The organism is Streptomyces sp. NRRL S-87 (genome assembly GCF_000719335.1).
Taxonomy (GTDB): Bacteria; Actinomycetota; Actinomycetes; order Streptomycetales; family Streptomycetaceae; genus Streptomyces.
In genome coordinates this window covers 1-16,161 of record NZ_JOGB01000032.1, presented here as the reverse complement: position 1 = coordinate 16,161, position 16,161 = coordinate 1, and the positions used below count along the sequence as shown (strand labels likewise).

Sequence of the window (16,161 nt, the reverse complement as noted above, 5' to 3'; positions counted from 1 at the left end):
GCCGCCCCGCGTGCCCGACCCCCTGCGGGCACGGTCACCGCAGCTACGGGAGCTGCGTCGCGGCCCACTCGGCCCACTCGCGCCGCATGGCGTTGAACCGCAGCCCGTACTCCAGCGCGATCCGGCCGTACACGGACAACCCGTCCTCGCCCCAGTCGACGGACGCCTCCAGCGCGCGCAGGTGCTCGCTGCCCTGGTCCGACATCTCGACCAGCCGGCCGAGGTAGCCGCGGGCCTCCTCCGGCGTGAGGACGCCGAGGAAGAACACCCTCAGCAGGACGTCACTGCGGGTGTTGCGCTGCGGGGCGGTCCCGGTCAGCCAGTGGCGCAGCTCGGCCAGCCCCTCCTCGGTGAGGGCGTACTCCTTGCGGCCGCGCGGCCCCTCCGTGGTGACGCTGATCAGTCCGGCGTCCGCGAGCTTGGTCAGCTCCGTGTAGATCTGGCTCTGCGTGGCCGGCCAGGCGTTGGCCAGCGAGGTCTCGAAGCTCTTGAGCAGGTCGTATCCGCTGGCGGGGCGTTCGGACAGCAGGCCGAGCAGGGCGTGTCGAAGGCTCATGGCCCCACCCTACCTTCCAGTCTTGACATGTCACCCCCACAGCTTCTACTTTCGACATGTCACAACAGGAATATCCGCCAGGCCGAACCGAGGGGCTCCCGCCATGTCGTACGTACGCACCTTCCTCCCGTGGATCGTCTTCGCGGTCTTCCCGTCCGCCCAGTGGCAGTCGGCCTCGCTCGCCGCCCTGGTGGTCGCCGTCGCGCTCGTCGCCCAGCAGCGCCGGGCGGGGACGGGCTTCGACGCCCTGGTCATCGAACTCGGCTCGGCGGCCTTCTTCGCGGCCCTGGCGGCCGTGGCCCTCGCCGACCCGCACTCCGCCGTGCACGCGTACTCGGCGGCCCTGTCCTCGGCCGTGCTGGCCCTGATCGCGGGAGTGTCCCTGCTCATCGGCCGCCCGTTCACGCTGGGCATCGCCAAGCGCACCACGCCGCGCGAGGTGTGGGGACTCAAGCCGTTCCGCCGCGCGAACGCCGTCATCACGGCCGTCTGGACCGCCGCCTTCGCCGGTACGGCCCTCCTGCTCGCCCTGCTGGCCCACGCCGGCCAGGGCCACTCCACGACGGCGACGCTGGTCCAGGTGGCCGGCTTCGCCCTGCCGATGCTCTTCACCGTCCGCTACGTCGCCGCGGCGGCCACCCGATGACCGCCCGCACCGCTCCCCCGCGCCACCTCGCCGGCAACTACGCCCCCGTGCACGAGGAACTGACGGCCCACGACCTGCCGGTCACCGGCGCGGTCCCGCCCGAGCTCACCGGCTGGTACCTGCGCAACGGCCCCAACCCGGCCGCCGCGGCCTCAGGCCACTGGTTCTTCGGCGACGGCATGGTGCACGGGGTCCGCCTGGAGGGCGGCCGGGCCGTCTCGTACCGCAACCGCTGGGTGCGCACCCGGACCCTCACCGACGGGGCCCGCGCCCACGACGCGCACGGCCGCCGCGACCTGACCGCCGGACCGGCCAACACCCACGTCGTCCGGCACGCGGGCCGCACCCTCGCCCTCGTCGAGACGGCCCTGCCCTACGAGCTCACGCCCGACCTGGAGACCCTCGGCCCCCACACCTTCGGCGGCCGCCTGACCACGGCGATGACCGCGCACCCCAAGGCCTGCCCGGCCACCGGGGAACTGCACTTCTTCGGCTACGGCACCACCGAGGCCCCGCACCTCACCTACCACCGGGCCGACGCGGACGGCGAACTGGTCGTCAGCCGCCCGATCGAGGTGCCCGGACCGACGATGATGCACGACGTCAGCCTCACCGCCGGGCACGTGGTCTTCATGGACCTGCCCGTCGTCCTCGACCCCGCCCTGGCCGACACGATGCCGTACCGCTGGGACGACGCCTACGGCGCCCGCCTGGGCGTGCTCCGCCGCGACGACCCCTACGGCCGGGTCCGCTGGTTCCCGGTCCTCCCCTGCTACGTCTTCCACACCCTCAACGCGTACGACGCCCCGGACGGAACGATCGTCCTGCACGTCATGCGCTACCCGGAGCTGTGGCGCCGGACCCCCGAGGGCACCGTCGACCGCACCCACCGGGCCGTCCTGTGGAAGTGGACCCTCGACCCGGCCACCGCAACCGTGCGCGAGGAGCAGGTCGACGACCGCCCCGGCGAGTTCCCCCGCATCGACGACCGCCTGACCGGCCACGAGTCCCGCTTCGGCCACGTGACCTGCGGCGACTCCCTGGTCCGCTACGACCTCCGCACGGGCGTCCCCACGACCCACCGCTTCGCCCCCGGCCGCACCCCGGGCGAGGCCGCCTTCGCCGCGTCCACCGACTCCACGGGCTGGCTCATGACGTACGTCCACGACGCCGCCACCGACCGCAGCGACCTCGTGATCCTGGCCGCCGACGACCTCGGGGCGCCACCGGTCGCCGTGGTCCACCTCCCGACCCGCGTCCCCTTCGGCTTCCACGGCAACTGGCTCCCCGACACCGGCGCAGCCCCGGCAGGCCGTCCCGGGGTGTGTGGGGGAGGCGCTTGACCAGGGGTGGCAGGCTGGACCGGAGGCAGGCCCGGGCCAGGGGTGGCCGAAGGCCAGGGCGAAGCCCCTTTTGCCCCTGGGGTGGGCGTGCCGCTGGACCTGCAGGCCGCCCCTGGTCAAGCGCCGAGGGGACCCACACACCACGGGACCCGCCCCCGAAGCGAGCCCGCCCCGACTCGGGGCACCGCCCGCGCCGGGCTCAGCCCCGCGCGACCTCCCGCCACGCGTCCGGGAGCGCCTCCGCGACCTGATGCGCCAGAACCGGCCCGCCCCCGGGCACGGAGCCGACGGCGCCCCCAGCAGCCACACCCCCCGAGGCGGCCGAGGCACTCGAAGCGCTCGGAACCCCCCGCCCCACCGCGGCCAGCCGCGCCGCGAGCCCGTGGAGATGGGCCGCGACCGATCCCGCGTCCAGTGCGGACAGCCCCGCGGCCAGCAGCGAGCCGGCCAGCCCGGACAGGACGTCCCCACTACCCGCGGTGGCGAGCCAGGCGGTCCCCGTCGGATTCACCCGCAACCGCGCCTCAGCACCCGCACCATGGACACCACCCCCACCACCCAAACCGGATGCGCCCCTCACACCACCCAAACCACCGACCACACCCACCCCGCCCTCACACACCAGCGTGGTGGACCCCTTGAGAAGGGCCACCACCCCGAAGCGGGAGGCCAGTTCGCGGACCGCCCGGACCCTCCCCGCCTCCACCTCCTCGCGCGCCACCCCGAGCAGGGCCGCGGCCTCGCCCGCGTGCGGAGTCAGCAGGGTCGGGGCCGGCCGGGCCCGCAGCAGGGCCGGGTCGAGCCCGCGCAGTCCGTCGGCGTCCACCAGCACCGGCACGTCCGCCGCACCCAGCACGTCCGCGACCGCCGAGCGGTCCTCGCCGAGCCCCGGCCCGACCACCCAGGCCTGCACCCGACCCGCCCTGGACGGGGGGCCCTCATGGACGAGGGTCTCGGGATAGCGCGCCAGCACCGCGTCCGCGGCCGGGCCGACGTACCGCACGGCCCCGGCGCCCCCGCGCAGCGCGCCCGCGACGGCCAGGACGGCCGCGCCCGGGTAGCGGGCCGAGCCGGCGACGACGCCCACGACCCCCCGCCGGTACTTGTCGCTGGCCGCCCCCGGCACCGGCAGCCGGGCCGCCACGTCCGCGTACTGCAGGGCCTCCAGGGCCGCCGCGGCCGGCAGCACGAGGCCGATGTCCACCAGCCGTACCGCGCCCGCGCGCCCGGCCCCGGGGTCCACCAACAGGCCCGGCTTGTAGGCCCCGAAGGTGACCGTGGCGTCCGCCGTCACCGCAGCCCCGGCCACCTCGCCGGTATCCGCGTCCACCCCGCTCGGCAGGTCCACCGCGACCACCGTCGCCCCGGCCGCCCGGGCCGCGGCTGCCTGACCGGCCAACTCCGCGGCCGCCGGCCGCAGTCCGCCCCTGCCGCCGATGCCCAGCAGGCCGTCCACGACGAGGTCCGCCCGCGCGGGCACCCGTTCCGCGACCCGCCCGCCGGCCGCGCGCAGCGCCGCGAGCCCGCCCGCGTGCACGCGCTCCGGATCCATGAGAACGGCCGTCACCCCGGCACCCCGCCGGGCCAGGCGGGCGCCCGCGTACAGCGCGTCCCCACCGTTGTCGCCCGGCCCCACCAACAGGGCCACCCGGGCCCCGTACACCCGTCCCAGCAGGCCGGCACAGGCGGCGGCCAGGCCCGCGGCCGCCCGCTGCATCAGGGTCCCCTCCGGCAACCGGTCCATCAGCACGCGCTCGGCGGCCCGTACGGTCTCCACGCTGTAAGCGGTACGCATGGCAGCCAGCCTGCCACGCACGGCGGAGGGCACACCGCCCCCACCCCGAACCTCACCCCGCCCCGAACCTCACCCCTCCGCAATCACCACAGCCGACGCGACACCCGCGTCATGGCTGAGCGAGATGTGCCAGGACTTCACCCCCAGCGCCTCCGCCCGAGCCGCCACCGTCCCCGAGACGCGCAGCCGCGGCTGCCCGGTGTCCTCCACGAACACCTCCGCATCGGTCCACAGCAGCCCGGGCGGTGCGCCCAGGGCCTTCGCCAGGGCCTCCTTCGCCGCGAACCGGGCGGCGAGCGACGCGATCCCGCGCCGCTCGCCGCTGGGCAGCATGAGCTCCCGGTCCAGGAAGAGCCGGGTGGCCATACCGGGATGACGGTTCAGCGCCTCCTGGAACCGGTCGATCTCCGCGACGTCGATACCCACGCCGATGATCACGCGCGGCACCCCCGCACCCCACCCGAGCAGACCCCACCCGAGCCCGCCCCACCCACGAAGGCCCGACCCACAAAAGCCCGACCCACAAAAGCCGGACCCACGAAAGCCCCACCCGCCAACATCACTCCACCGTCACCGACTTGGCCAGGTTGCGCGGCTGGTCCACCTCGTTGCCCCGGGCCGTCGCCAGCTCGCACGCGAACACCTGCAGCGGCACCGTGGCCACCAGCGGCTGGAGCAGGGTCGGCGTCGCCGGGACCCGGACGAGGTGGTCGGCGTACGGGACCACCGCCTCGTCGCCCTCCTCCGCGATCACGATCGTACGGGCACCGCGGGCCCGGATCTCCTGGATGTTCGAGACGATCTTGTCGTGCAGCACCGACCGCCCCCGCGGCGACGGCACGACCACGACCACCGGCAGGTCCTCCTCGATCAACGCGATCGGCCCGTGCTTGAGCTCGCCCGCCGCGAACCCCTCGGCGTGCATGTACGCGAGCTCCTTGAGCTTGAGCGCGCCCTCCAGCGCCACCGGGTAGCCCACGTGCCGCCCCAGGAACAGCACCGTGTCCTTGTCCGCGAGCGACCGGGCCAGTTCCCGTACCGGCTCCATCGTCTCCAGGACCCGTTCCACCGCGCCCTCGACGGCCGACAGCTCCCGGATCACGGCCTGGATCTCGTCACCCCACTTGGTGCCCCGCACCTGCCCCAGGTACAGCGCGACCAGGTAGCAGGCCACCAGCTGCGTCAGGAACGCCTTGGTCGACGCGACCGCGACCTCCGGACCGGCATGGGTGTAGAGCACGGCGTCCGACTCGCGCGGGATGGTCGAGCCGTTGGTGTTGCAGACGGCGAGCACCTTCGCGCCCTGCTCGCGGGCGTGCCGCAGCGCCATCAGGGTGTCCATCGTCTCGCCGGACTGCGAGATGGCGATGACCAGGGTGCGCTGGTCGAGGATGGGGTCGCGGTAGCGGAACTCGCTCGCCAGCTCGGTCTCGCAGGGAATGCGGGTCCAGTGCTCGATGGCCAGCTTCGCGATCATGCCGGCGTGGTACGCGGTACCGCAGGCGACGATGACCACCTTGTCGACCTCGCGGAGCACCGAGTCGGGGATCCGCAGCTCGTCGAGGGAGAGCACGCCGTCGGCGTCGATGCGGCCCAGCAGGGTGTCGGCCACCGCCTTCGGCTGCTCGGCGATCTCCTTGAGCATGAAGTAGTCGTAGCCGCCCTTCTCGGCGGCGGAGGCGTCCCAGTCCACGTGGTACGCGCGCACGTGGGCCGGCGCGCCGTGGAAGTCCGTCACCACCACGCCGTCGCGGCGCAGTTCGACGACCTGGTCCTGCCCCAGCTCGATCGCGGACCGGGTGTGCGCGATGAAGGCCGCCACGTCGGAGGCGAGGAACGCCTCGCCCTCGCCGACGCCGACCACCAGCGGGGAGTTGCGGCGGGCCCCGACGACCACGTCGGGCTCGTCCGCGTGCACGGCGACCAGGGTGAAGGCGCCCTCCAGCCGACGGCAGACCTGGCGCATGGCCTCGGCGAGGTCGCCCGCGGAGGAGAAGGCCTCGGCCAGCAGGTGGGAGACCACCTCGGTGTCGGTGTCGGAGGAGAGCTTGTGGCCGCGCTCGGCGAGTTCGGCGCGCAGGGCGGCGAAGTTCTCGATGATGCCGTTGTGGACCACCGCGACCCGGCCGGAGTTGTCGAGGTGGGGGTGGGCGTTGACGTCGTTGGGCGCGCCGTGCGTGGCCCAACGGGTGTGCCCGAGGCCGGTGGAGCCGCTCGGCAGCGGACGGCTGACCAGTTCCTTCTCCAGGTTGACGAGCTTGCCCGCCTTCTTGGCGGCGGCCAGTCCGCCGTCGGCGAGCACGGCGACCCCGGCCGAGTCGTAGCCGCGGTATTCGAGCCGCTTGAGTCCTGCGATGACGACTTCGAGCGCGGACTGCGCTCCTACGTAACCGACGATTCCGCACATGGGCCGCAGCCTACGCCGCGCTCGGGCCGTCACCGGGGAGCGCGCGGACCCGCGCCGTGCGCCGTTACGCGCCCCTCACTCCTCGCTGCCCCCCCGCGGGGCGCACCCACCGCCCGAGCACCCACCAACCGAGCGCCGTCCGACAGGGCACCCACCGCCCGAGCGCCCGCCGACCGACCCCCGCGTCTCACACGCGAAACGCGCCCCCTGCGCGAAGCGCGCCGCGAGCCACCCCCGTGGGCCCGCGGCGCGCCGTGCGCATGAGGCGCATCACATCCGACGCATCGCTCAGGCGAGCTTCTTCTCCTGCGCGTCGATGATCGGCTCCGGCAGCTCCTTGACCGAGCCACCGAGGCTGAAGGTGTAGAAGCTGGCCAGCGTGGTGCCCTTGCTCATCAGGGCGATGTTGAACTCGGCGGGCTGGCCGTCCATGTCCATGACGAAGGACCAGGACGAGTCCTCGTCACCGGCGTCCAGCGTCATCGGCGTCATCGACTTGATCTTGGTCTTCTCGCCGTCCTGGGTGACGGTGAAGCCCTGCATGCAGTCGGCGCCCGAGTTCTTCAGGGTCAGTACGTGCTCGGCCGCCTTGTCCCCCTCGTACGAAGCGAGGATCACGCGGGTCGCGGGCGACTTGAGGGCGTTCAGGCCTGCCAGGGCCTTCTGCTCCGGCGTCTGCGCCGTGCCGGCGTCCTTGGGCAGGGCCACGGCCGAGCGGAGCGCCTTGGCGGCGGGCTTCCCGATGACGCCCGCGATCGCGTCCGCGTACGGCTGGCAGGCCGGCTTGTCCGAGACGGCCTTGCCCGCCTCCGCCGGCGGGTTCTTCAGCTTGTCCTCGACCTTGTAACCCGGCAGGTCGGCCTGCGCGACGGCGAGCTGCTCCAGCTCGGCGGCGGACAGCGGACGGGCCGCCGGCTCGGCCGGCGCGCTGCTGGCCGCCGCCTTGCCGGTGCCGGCCTCGGCCTTCTCGTCGGTCGACGTGCCGGAGGAACCGCAGGCCGTGACGACCAGGGCAAGCGAGGCCACGGTGACGGCGACGGCGGTGCGACGAACGGCGCTACGGCGCGCGGCGGTACGGCGAATGGCGGTGCGCATGGCTGCATCTCTCCAGAAGTGCTGAAAAAATCCCCCCCGCGTGACGCTTCGGAGTGGAGCTCCCCCACGCGGACCCCGTAATGATCACCAATCGGCGCCCGGTCCGCCCGCGATTTCCGGCCGCTCCGGCCAATCGTGACCACCGCGACACAGCACCTGGGCCCGATCGCAACACGTTCCCGTACAACCCTCCGGCCCCCGGAGTGACACGAACCCCCACCAGCCCCGCGAAACCCGCTCCCCCGTACGCCCGGGAGCCGCCCCACGTGACCGAGCCCACCACCCACGCGGGCCCCGCAGCGCCGACAATGGAGTGTGATCACTTCGCCGCCACGAAGCGCCGCGCGCCGGGCAGAGGGTTCCCCCTACGTCGACCTCACCCGCGCCGAGTGGAGCGCCCTGCGCGAGCGCACCCCGCTCCCCCTCACCGCCGAGGAGGTCGAGCGGCTGCGCGGCCTCGGCGACGTCATCGACCTCGACGAGGTCCGGGACGTCTACCTCCCGCTGTCCCGCCTGCTCAACCTCTACGTCGGCGCGACGAGCAACCTGCGCGGGGCGCTGAACACCTTCCTCGGTGACGCCGGCAACGGCCACGGCGCCCAGCAGGGCACCCCCTTCGTCATAGGGGTGGCCGGCTCCGTCGCCGTCGGCAAGTCCACCGTCGCCCGCCTGCTCCAGGCGCTGCTGGCCCGCTGGCCGGAGCACCCGCGCGTGGAGCTGGTCACCACCGACGGCTTCCTGTACCCGATGAAGGAGCTGGCGGAGCGCGGACTGCTGTCCCGCAAGGGCTTCCCCGAGTCCTACGACCGGCGCGCCCTGACCCGCTTCGTCGCCGACATCAAGGCCGGCAAGGACGAGGTCACCGCGCCCGTCTACTCGCACCTGATCTACGACATCGTGCCGGGCGAGCGCCTGGTGGTGCGCCGCCCCGACATCCTGATCGTGGAGGGGCTGAACGTCCTGCAGCCGGCCCTGCCCGGCAAGGACGGCCGCACCCGGGTCGGGCTCGCCGACTTCTTCGACTTCAGCGTGTACGTGGACGCCCGTCCTGAGGACATCGAGCGCTGGTACCTGAACCGCTTCCGCAAGCTGCGCGAGACCGCCTTCCAGAATCCTTTCTCCTACTTCCGGAAGTACACCCAGGTGTCGGAGGAGGAGGCGATGGACTACGCCCGCACGATGTGGCGCACCATCAACCGCCCCAACCTGCTGGAGAACGTCGCCCCGACCCGCGGCCGCGCCAACCTGATCATCCGCAAGGGCCCCGACCACAAGGTGCAACGACTGAGCCTGCGCAAGCTCTGAGCACCACCGGAGCGCCGCCGAGCACCACCGGAGCACCGGGGGTGCGGCCGTGCCGCACCTTCGGATGACAGGCCGGCCTTCTACGCCCGGAAACGACTCCGGCGCACCCAGCGGGGCCGCTGGATGCGCCGGAACGAAGCGTGGACGCGTGGCCGCGTGACGACGCGACCGGACCGACCAGACCGACCGACCCGACCGGCCGGCCAGTCGGCCGGCCGACCAGCCGACTAACCCAGCGCCGACTTCACCACGTCCGCCAGCCGGCCGGCGACGGAGCGGGCCTGCTCGATGTCGGCTGCCTCCACCATCACCCGGACGAGCGGCTCGGTGCCGGAGGGGCGCAGCAGCACCCGCCCGGTGGAGCCGAGCTCGCGCTCGGCCTCGGCGACGGCCGCGGCCAGCTCGCCGGAGGTGGCGACGCGGGACTTGTCGACGTCCTTGACGTTCACCAGCACCTGCGGCAGCCGCGACATGACCCCGGCCAGCTCGGCCAGCGACTTGCCGGTGGCCGCGACCCGGGCGGCCAGCATCAGGCCGGTCAGGGTGCCGTCGCCGGTGGTGGCGTGGTCGAGGACGATCACGTGGCCGGACTGCTCGCCGCCCAGCGCGTAGCCGTGCTCCTTCATCGACTCCAGGACGTACCGGTCGCCGACCGCGGTCTGGACGAGCTCGACGCCCTCGGCCTCCATGGCCAGCTTGAAGCCCAGGTTCGACATGACGGTGGCGACGACCGTGTTCCCGCGCAGGTGGCCGGCCTCGCGCATGGCGAGGGCGAGCACCGCGAGGATCTGGTCGCCGTCGATCTCGTTGCCGTCGGCGTCCACCGCGAGGCAGCGGTCGGCGTCGCCGTCGTGGGCGATGCCCAGGTCCGCCCCGTGCTCGACGACCGCGCGCTTGAGCAGGTCGAGGTGGGTGGAGCCGCAGCCGTCGTTGATGTTCAGGCCGTCGGGCTCGGCACCGATGGTGACGATCTCGGCCCCGGCACGGGCGAAGGCCTCGGGGGACACGTGGGCGGCCGCGCCGTGCGCCTCGTCCAGGACGATCTTCAGGCCGTCGAGGCGGTTGGGCAGTACGCCGATCAGGTGGGCGACGTACCGGTCGAAGCCCTCGTCGTACGAGCGGACGCGGCCGACGCCGGCGCCGGTGGGGCGCTCCCACGGAGCACCGGTGCGGTGCTGCTCGTACACGGCCTCGATCTTGTCCTCCAGCTCGTCGGCCAGCTTGTGGCCGCCGCGGGCGAAGAACTTGATGCCGTTGTCGGGCATGGCGTTGTGGCTGGCGGAGAGCATGACGCCGAGGTCGGCACCCAGCGCACCGGTGAGATACGCCACCGCGGGGGTGGGCAGCACACCGACGCGCAGGACGTCCACGCCGGCGCTGGCCAGGCCCGCGACGACGGCGGCTTCCAGGAATTCGCCGGAGGCGCGCGGGTCGCGGCCGACCACGGCGGTCGGGCGGTGGCCCTCGAACGTACCCGCCTCGCCGAGCACGTGCGCGGCCGCCACGGACAGGCCGAGCGCCAGCTCAGCCGTCAGGTCCGCGTTGGCGACGCCGCGTACACCGTCGGTGCCGAAGAGTCGTCCCACTTTTGTCCTCCGAGTTCGCGCTGTGGAGCTTGGAACAGATATACGACGCTTGTGGCGCTAAACGAACCGCCCCGGCAGCACAGAGCGTGCCGCCGGGGCGGATACGTGCAGAGCAGCAGGCGGAGATTAGCGCTTGCTGTACTGCGGGGCCTTGCGGGCCTTCTTGAGACCGGCCTTCTTGCGCTCGACCGCACGGTCGTCGCGGGAGAGGAAGCCGGCCTTCTTCAGCGGACCGCGGTTGTTCTCCACGTCCGCCTCGTTCAGGGCGCGGGCCACGCCGAGGCGCAGGGCGCCGGCCTGGCCGGAGACGCCGCCACCCGCGATGCGGGCGACAACGTCGTAGCGGTTGTCGAGCTCGAGCACCTTGAAGGGCTCGTTGACTTCCTGCTGGTGCACCTTGTTCGGGAAGTAGTCCTCGAGGGTGCGACCGTTGATCTTCCACTTGCCGGTGCCCGGGACGATCCGGACGCGGGCGATGGCGTTCTTGCGGCGGCCCAGGCCGGCGGCCGGCTGCGGGTCGCCGAAGCGGGAAGCGAGCGACTCGGAGGTGTACTCCGACTCGACGACGGTCTCGGTGGTGTACTCCTCGACGCCCTCGAACTCGTCAACGGGGGTCTCAGGGGTGGTCTCGGCCACGATGCTCCTCAGAATTCTTTACGGTCTTAGGTGGTGGCCGGGATTACTGCGCGACCTGGGTGATCTCGAACGCCACCGGCTGCTGCGCAGCGTGGGGGTGCTCGGCGCCACGGTAGACCTTCAGCTTCGAGAGCATCTGGCGGCCCAGCGAGTTCTTCGGGAGCATGCCCTTGACGGCCTTCTCGACGGCCTTCTCCGGGTTGTCCCGGAGCAGGTCGTCGTAGCGGACGCTGCGGAGACCGCCCGGGTAGCCGGAGTGGCGGTAGGCCATCTTCTGCGCGGCCTTGTTGCCGGACAGGTGGACCTTGTCGGCGTTGACGATGATCACGAAGTCGCCCATGTCCATGTGAGGGGCATAGGTCGGCTTGTGCTTGCCGCGCAGGAGAGTGGCGGCCTGAGTCGCCAGACGGCCGAGGACGACGTCCTGGGCGTCGATGACGAGCCACTGGCGCGAGATGTCGCCGGGCTTGGGGCTGAACGTACGCACGCGTATGCCTTCGCTTCTTCAGTGGTGGGTCGCCCCTGGGGCGCTAGCCCCGCGAGACGGGTCCTGACAGGGTCACCACGGACGATCACGACAGCCCTCGTTCGCATCGGGGACGCAACCCGTACGAACGGCTTGAACTGCTGGTCATCGGTCCGGTGGACCGGCGTAAGGACCTATCACGTGAGAATGAGACAGCCCATACGCATAACAAACCAGCAGGATACCCATGAGGACCCAAACGGGTCAAAACGCGGTCCGCGATGCCGATGGAACTGGCGTCGCGGCGCACTCCGGTTCGGTCCTGGGTGGGGACCCCGCAGTTGTTACGGGCTCCAGAGTAACCCGACGCGCGCGCAGCGCACGACCGGCCAGCAGACCTGCGAGTGAACAGAGGGTCGCTATGTCCCGGAATGCCCGTTTATTGTTCTCGAACTCCGAGGGCCACGGAATGCCCGCGGTCTGGGGCACCAGGGCCAGCCAGAACCAAGGGGAGCGCGGCAGCGAGCCGTCCCGGGCCCCCGAGGCCAGCAGCAGCGGGAGCACCACCAGGAGGTAGTGGTCGAAGGACGGTCGCGAGACCAGGAATGCGGCGAGCATCACCATGCAGGCCGTCTCCACCAGCCGCTGGGGCCCCTCGTCCGCACGCCGCCAGCGCCGCCACGCGCACAGGAGCCCCGTGGCCGCCAGCAGCCCGGCGACCGCCACCGCCGCCGGCTGGGGTACGCCGAGCCGCGGCAGGACCGCGACCGGCGAGGCGTCCCAGGGCCGCGCGAAGGAGTCCTGGCCACGGAGCAGGAAAGGCAGCGTCCTGGTGAAGAACAGCGAGGGCCGCGGCATCAGGGCCGCGGCCAGCAGCGAGGCCCCCAGCGGCACCAGCACCACGGCGGCCAGCCCGCGCCACCGCCGGGCGAAGACGAAGAGCAGGCCCACCGGCACCAGCATCGGCTTCGCGGCCACGGCCGCGCCGACGACCAGCCCGGCCCGCACCCAGCGGCCCCGGTGCGCGGCCAGCAGGGCCAGCGGCAGGGCGGCCGCGGCGAGGCAGGTCCAGTTCCCCAGCAGCACCAGGTTGGCGTACGGCCGGTAGGCCGACGCCAGAACGGCGAGGCCCAGCACCCCGAACCGGCTGCGCAGCGGCACCGAGAAGATCCGCAGCGCCCCCCACCATCCGACGGCGAGCAGCGCCGACGTCCCCAGCGGAACCAGGACCCGCAGGGCGCCCACCGGCACCAGCGCCTCCGGCACGGCCATGAGGACCGCACTCGGGAAGTACAGGAAGCGCTTGTCGGCGTACGGGGACCTGCCGTCCAGCAGCGCGTCAGCCGCCCGGACGACGAAGGCGTTGTCCATGCCCCCGTCGGCGGTGCGCACCGAGACCGACACGGCCACCGCCACCAGCACGCCCGCCCCGGCCAGCTGCCAGATCAGCGGGGCGGGCCTCAGCAGCCACGCCCCGAAGGCGCCCTCGCCCCTCTTCTCCCAGCGCATGGCCAGAGACTAGGGCGCCCCGGAATCACCGCTTGCGCTCGACACGGCGCTCGTCCCAGACGGGCTCGGTGGTCTCCCTGACCACCCCGTCCGAGCCGAAGACCAGGTACCGGTCGAAGGACTTCGCGAACCAGCGGTCGTGCGTCACGCACAGCACCGTGCCCTCGTACGCCTCCAGCCCGTCCTGGAGGGCTTCGGCCGACTCCAGGTCCAGGTTGTCCGTCGGCTCGTCCAGCAGCAGCGCCGTGGTGCCCGCCAGCTCCAGGAGCAGGATCTGGAACCGCGCCTGCTGGCCGCCGGAGAGCCGGTCGAAGGGCTGGTCGCCCTGCCGGTCCAGCTCGTACCGGCGCAGCGCCGACATGGCTCCGCCCCGGTCCTTGGAGTGCTCCGTCCACAGGATGTCGACGAGCGTGCGGCCGAACAGCTCCGGATGCGCGTGGGTCTGCGCGAAGTGACCCGGCACGACGCGCGCACCCAGCTTCCACACGCCCTCGTGCGGCACCGGCCGCTCGGCGTCCCCGGCCAGCAGCCGCAGGAAGTGCGACTTGCCCGAGCCGTTCGAGCCCAGCACCGCCACCCGCTCGCCGTAGAAGACCTCCAGGTCGAAGGGCTTCATCAGACCGGTGAGCTCCAGCTTCTCGCAGGTCAGCGCCCGTACCCCGGTACGTCCGCCGCGCAGCCGCATCGTGATCTCCTGCTCGCGCGGCGGCTCCGGCGGCGGACCCGCCTCCTCGAACTTCCTCAGCCGCGTCTGGGCGGCCGCGTACCGCGAGGCCATCTCGTGGCTCACCGCGGCCGCCTGCCGCAGCGTGACCACCAGCTTCTTCAGCTGGGCGTGCTTCTCCTCCCAGCGCCGCTTGAGCTCCTCGAACCGGGCGAAGCGCTCCTTGCGGGCGTCGTGGAAGGTGTCGAAGCCGCCGCCGTGCACCCACACGTCCGACCCGTCGACGCCCGGCTCGACCGCGATGATCTTCTGTGCGGCCCGGGAGAGCAGCTCCCGGTCGTGCGAGATGAACAGCACCGTCTTGCGCGTGGCCCGCAGCTGGTCCTCCAGCCACCGCTTGCCCGGCACGTCGAGGTAGTTGTCCGGCTCGTCGAGCAGCAGCACCTCGTCCGGGCCGCGCAGCAGCGCCTCCAGCACCAACCGCTTCTGCTCACCGCCGGAGAGCGTGCGCACCTCGCGGAACTGGGCCCGGTCGTACGGGACCCCCAGCGCGGCCGTCGTGCACACGTCCCACAGGGTCTCGGCCTCGTACCCCTGGACGTCCGCCCAGTCGGACAGGGCCTGCGCGTACTTCATCTGCGCGGCCTCGTCGTCGACCGTCATGATCAGGTGCTCGGCCTCGTCCACGGCCTTCGCCGCCGCCCGGATCCGCGGCTGCGCCACGGACACGAGCAGGTCCCGCACCGTCGTCTCGTCCCGCACCGAGCCCACGAACTGCGACATCACGCCGAGCCCGCCGCTCACCGTCACCGAACCGCCGTGCGGCTGCAGCTCGCCCGAGAGCAGCTTGAGCAGCGTCGTCTTGCCCGCGCCGTTCGCGCCGACGAGGGCCACCACGGAGCCCTCCCCCACGCGGAAGGAGGCGTCCGGCAGCAGCACGCGCCCGTCCGGGAGGTAGTACTCGAGGTGGCCGGCTTCCAGATGTCCCATGCCCGGCATTCTGACGGGCCGCCCCGCTCCCGCCCAACCCGATATCCGTCCGGGCCCCCACCGCCCGTACCGGCACCCGCGGACGGCCGCCTAGGATGCGCCGCATGACCTATGGGGAGGGACAGGTTCCGGAGCCGCTGCCGCCGCATCCGGACTGGGAGGCGCTGGCCGAGGCGAACGCGGCCGAGCACCGGCGCAGGAAGCGGCTGCTGTGGGGCGGCGGGGCCGCCGGAGCCACCGCCGTGGCCGCCGTGGTGGCCGTCCTGCTCGCCACCGGCGGCGCGGAGGACCCCGGGCCGAAGGACGGGACCGACGACCGCTCCGCGGCGGCCGACGCCATGCCGTCCTTCGGAGACCCCTCTCCGATGTCCGATCCGCTGGTGTACCTGTCCGACGCCCGCAAGGACACCGCCCCGTTGCGGGGCGGGCTGCTCTTCGGCACCAGGGCCGCGGAGGTCGCCGACCGCACGTACGCCCTGAGCGACGGCGACACGACCAAGGACTGCACCCGCAACACCGACGCCACCCTCGGCAAGGTGCTCGCGGCACACCACTGCACGCTCTTCATGCGGGCGAACTACACCCGCTCCGACGTCCAGGTCACCGTGGGCGTGGCCGTCTTCGACACGGCCGCCGAGGCCGCCGCGGCCAAGGCCGACGCGCACGGCGGGGTCAAGGCCCTGCCCGCGTCCAAGAGCAAGCCGTTCTGCGCCCCCAAGGTCGTCTGCCGGCGCACGGCCAACGCCTACGGCCGCTACCTGTACGTCACGCTCACCGGTTTCACCGGCAACAAGAACGCCACCAAGAAGGACGAGCAGGTGCACCGGGCCGGCAACGACCTGGCCGAACGCACCTTCCAGCGCATCCTCCGCCGCGGCTACGCCGCCGCGGAGGCCGACGGCCACCAGGGCTGACCGGGGCGGGCCGCTCCGGGGTGGGCGGGGGGGCGGGGTCGGCCGGGGCGGGCCGGGCTGGCCGGGGCTGCGGTTCGTGGGCCGGTGTCGGGGTGGGCTCTCGCTTCGTGGGGCCGTCCCGTGGTGTGTGGGTCCCCTCGCCTCTTGAGGCGTCATGGCCTGCAGGCCTCCCCCAGCTACCGCTGGGAGGTGCCCCCAGCGGCAGGCCCACCCCTGGGGCAAGGGGGCTCCGCCCCTGGCCTGCGGCCA

General features: G+C 72.9%; 14 protein-coding genes. 4 read left to right on the top strand and 10 right to left on the bottom strand.

The annotated features are described in order from the left end of the window. Positions 1 to 43 precede the first annotated feature (43 nt). Positions 44 to 556, bottom strand: a complete 513-nt coding sequence (locus IF43_RS0121105) for a PadR family transcriptional regulator (protein ID WP_030202839.1) — start codon at positions 554 to 556, stop codon at positions 44 to 46. Positions 557 to 659: 103 nt separating this feature from the next. Between IF43_RS0121105 and IF43_RS0121100 the strand changes: the two genes are divergently transcribed. Both IF43_RS0121100 and IF43_RS0121095 read left to right on the top strand, forming a co-directional pair. Then, positions 660 to 1,202, top strand: coding sequence for a hypothetical protein (locus tag IF43_RS0121100; protein WP_030202837.1), 543 nt, complete (start codon positions 660 to 662; stop codon positions 1,200 to 1,202). Continuing rightward, entirely contained in the window at positions 1,199 to 2,545 is a 1,347-nt protein-coding gene (locus IF43_RS0121095) for a carotenoid oxygenase family protein (RefSeq protein WP_051795748.1), read from the top strand. Before IF43_RS0121100 ends, IF43_RS0121095 begins: the two co-directional genes overlap by 4 nt. A 199-nt stretch (positions 2,546 to 2,744) precedes the next feature. On the opposite strand, the gene IF43_RS0121090 is transcribed toward IF43_RS0121095, so the two are convergent. The 4 genes from IF43_RS0121090 to IF43_RS0121075 all read right to left on the bottom strand — a co-directional run bounded on the left by IF43_RS0121090 (position 2,745) and on the right by IF43_RS0121075 (position 7,842). After that, positions 2,745 to 4,340 carry an NAD(P)H-hydrate epimerase gene (locus IF43_RS0121090; RefSeq protein WP_030202829.1) on the bottom strand — a complete coding sequence of 532 codons (1,596 nt, stop codon included), beginning with the start codon at positions 4,338 to 4,340 and terminating at the stop codon, positions 2,745 to 2,747. Between the two features lie 69 nt (positions 4,341 to 4,409). Beyond that, a complete protein-coding gene (locus IF43_RS0121085) occupies positions 4,410 to 4,778 on the bottom strand; it encodes a holo-ACP synthase (protein ID WP_030202826.1) in 369 nt (122 codons plus the stop codon). A 121-nt stretch (positions 4,779 to 4,899) separates the two neighbouring features. Next, on the bottom strand, positions 4,900 to 6,747 hold the full coding sequence (gene glmS, locus IF43_RS0121080) for a glutamine--fructose-6-phosphate transaminase (isomerizing) (protein ID WP_030202823.1): 1,848 nt from the start codon (positions 6,745 to 6,747) through the stop codon (positions 4,900 to 4,902). 288 nt (positions 6,748 to 7,035) lie between these two features. Further along, positions 7,036 to 7,842, bottom strand: coding sequence for a hypothetical protein (locus tag IF43_RS0121075; RefSeq protein WP_030202820.1), 807 nt, complete (start codon positions 7,840 to 7,842; stop codon positions 7,036 to 7,038). Positions 7,843 to 8,157: 315 nt separating this feature from the next. Between IF43_RS0121075 and coaA the strand changes: the two genes are divergently transcribed. Then, on the top strand, positions 8,158 to 9,147 hold the full coding sequence (coaA, locus tag IF43_RS0121070; RefSeq protein ID WP_030202817.1) for a type I pantothenate kinase: 990 nt from the start codon (positions 8,158 to 8,160) through the stop codon (positions 9,145 to 9,147). 227 nt (positions 9,148 to 9,374) lie between these two features. Here the strand turns inward: coaA and glmM are convergent, their stop codons facing one another. From glmM to IF43_RS0121045, 5 genes are all read right to left on the bottom strand, one after another. Next, a complete protein-coding gene (gene glmM, locus IF43_RS0121065; protein ID WP_030202810.1) occupies positions 9,375 to 10,733 on the bottom strand; it encodes a phosphoglucosamine mutase in 1,359 nt (452 codons plus the stop codon). A 126-nt stretch (positions 10,734 to 10,859) separates the two neighbouring features. Further along, the gene (gene rpsI, locus IF43_RS0121060; RefSeq protein WP_030202807.1) at positions 10,860 to 11,369 is read right to left on the bottom strand and encodes a 30S ribosomal protein S9; all 510 of its coding nucleotides are present in this window, start codon (positions 11,367 to 11,369) and stop codon (positions 10,860 to 10,862) included. A 43-nt stretch (positions 11,370 to 11,412) separates the two neighbouring features. Next, entirely contained in the window at positions 11,413 to 11,856 is a 444-nt protein-coding gene (gene rplM / locus IF43_RS0121055; protein WP_030202804.1) for a 50S ribosomal protein L13, read from the bottom strand. A 243-nt stretch (positions 11,857 to 12,099) separates the two neighbouring features. Beyond that, entirely contained in the window at positions 12,100 to 13,344 is a 1,245-nt protein-coding gene (locus IF43_RS0121050) for a glycosyltransferase family 87 protein (RefSeq protein WP_051795746.1), read from the bottom strand. 25 nt (positions 13,345 to 13,369) lie between these two features. Next, positions 13,370 to 15,007 carry an ABC-F family ATP-binding cassette domain-containing protein gene (locus IF43_RS0121045; protein ID WP_030202801.1) on the bottom strand — a complete coding sequence of 546 codons (1,638 nt, stop codon included), beginning with the start codon at positions 15,005 to 15,007 and terminating at the stop codon, positions 13,370 to 13,372. Between the two features lie 95 nt (positions 15,008 to 15,102). On the opposite strand from IF43_RS0121045, the gene IF43_RS0121040 reads away from it, so the two are divergent. Further along, entirely contained in the window at positions 15,103 to 15,912 is an 810-nt protein-coding gene (locus tag IF43_RS0121040; protein ID WP_030202799.1) for a hypothetical protein, read from the top strand. Positions 15,913 to 16,161 lie beyond the last annotated feature (249 nt).

Bases quoted from the DNA above. Each gene is read 5' to 3' on its own strand.
- IF43_RS0121105 (WP_030202839.1), bottom strand. From the start codon at position 556: ATGAGCCTTCGACACGCCCTGCTCGGCCTGCTGTCCGAACGCCCCGCC.
- IF43_RS0121100 (WP_030202837.1), top strand. From the start codon at position 660: ATGTCGTACGTACGCACCTTCCTCCCGTGGATCGTCTTCGCGGTCTTC.
- IF43_RS0121095 (WP_051795748.1), top strand. From the start codon at position 1,199: ATGACCGCCCGCACCGCTCCCCCGCGCCACCTCGCCGGCAACTACGCC.
- IF43_RS0121090 (WP_030202829.1), bottom strand. From the start codon at position 4,340: ATGCGTACCGCTTACAGCGTGGAGACCGTACGGGCCGCCGAGCGCGTG.
- glmS (WP_030202823.1), bottom strand. From the start codon at position 6,747: ATGTGCGGAATCGTCGGTTACGTAGGAGCGCAGTCCGCGCTCGAAGTC.
- IF43_RS0121075 (WP_030202820.1), bottom strand. From the start codon at position 7,842: ATGCGCACCGCCATTCGCCGTACCGCCGCGCGCCGTAGCGCCGTTCGT.
- IF43_RS0121050 (WP_051795746.1), bottom strand. From the start codon at position 13,344: ATGCGCTGGGAGAAGAGGGGCGAGGGCGCCTTCGGGGCGTGGCTGCTG.
- IF43_RS0121045 (WP_030202801.1), bottom strand. From the start codon at position 15,007: ATGCCGGGCATGGGACATCTGGAAGCCGGCCACCTCGAGTACTACCTC.
- IF43_RS0121040 (WP_030202799.1), top strand. From the start codon at position 15,103: ATGACCTATGGGGAGGGACAGGTTCCGGAGCCGCTGCCGCCGCATCCG.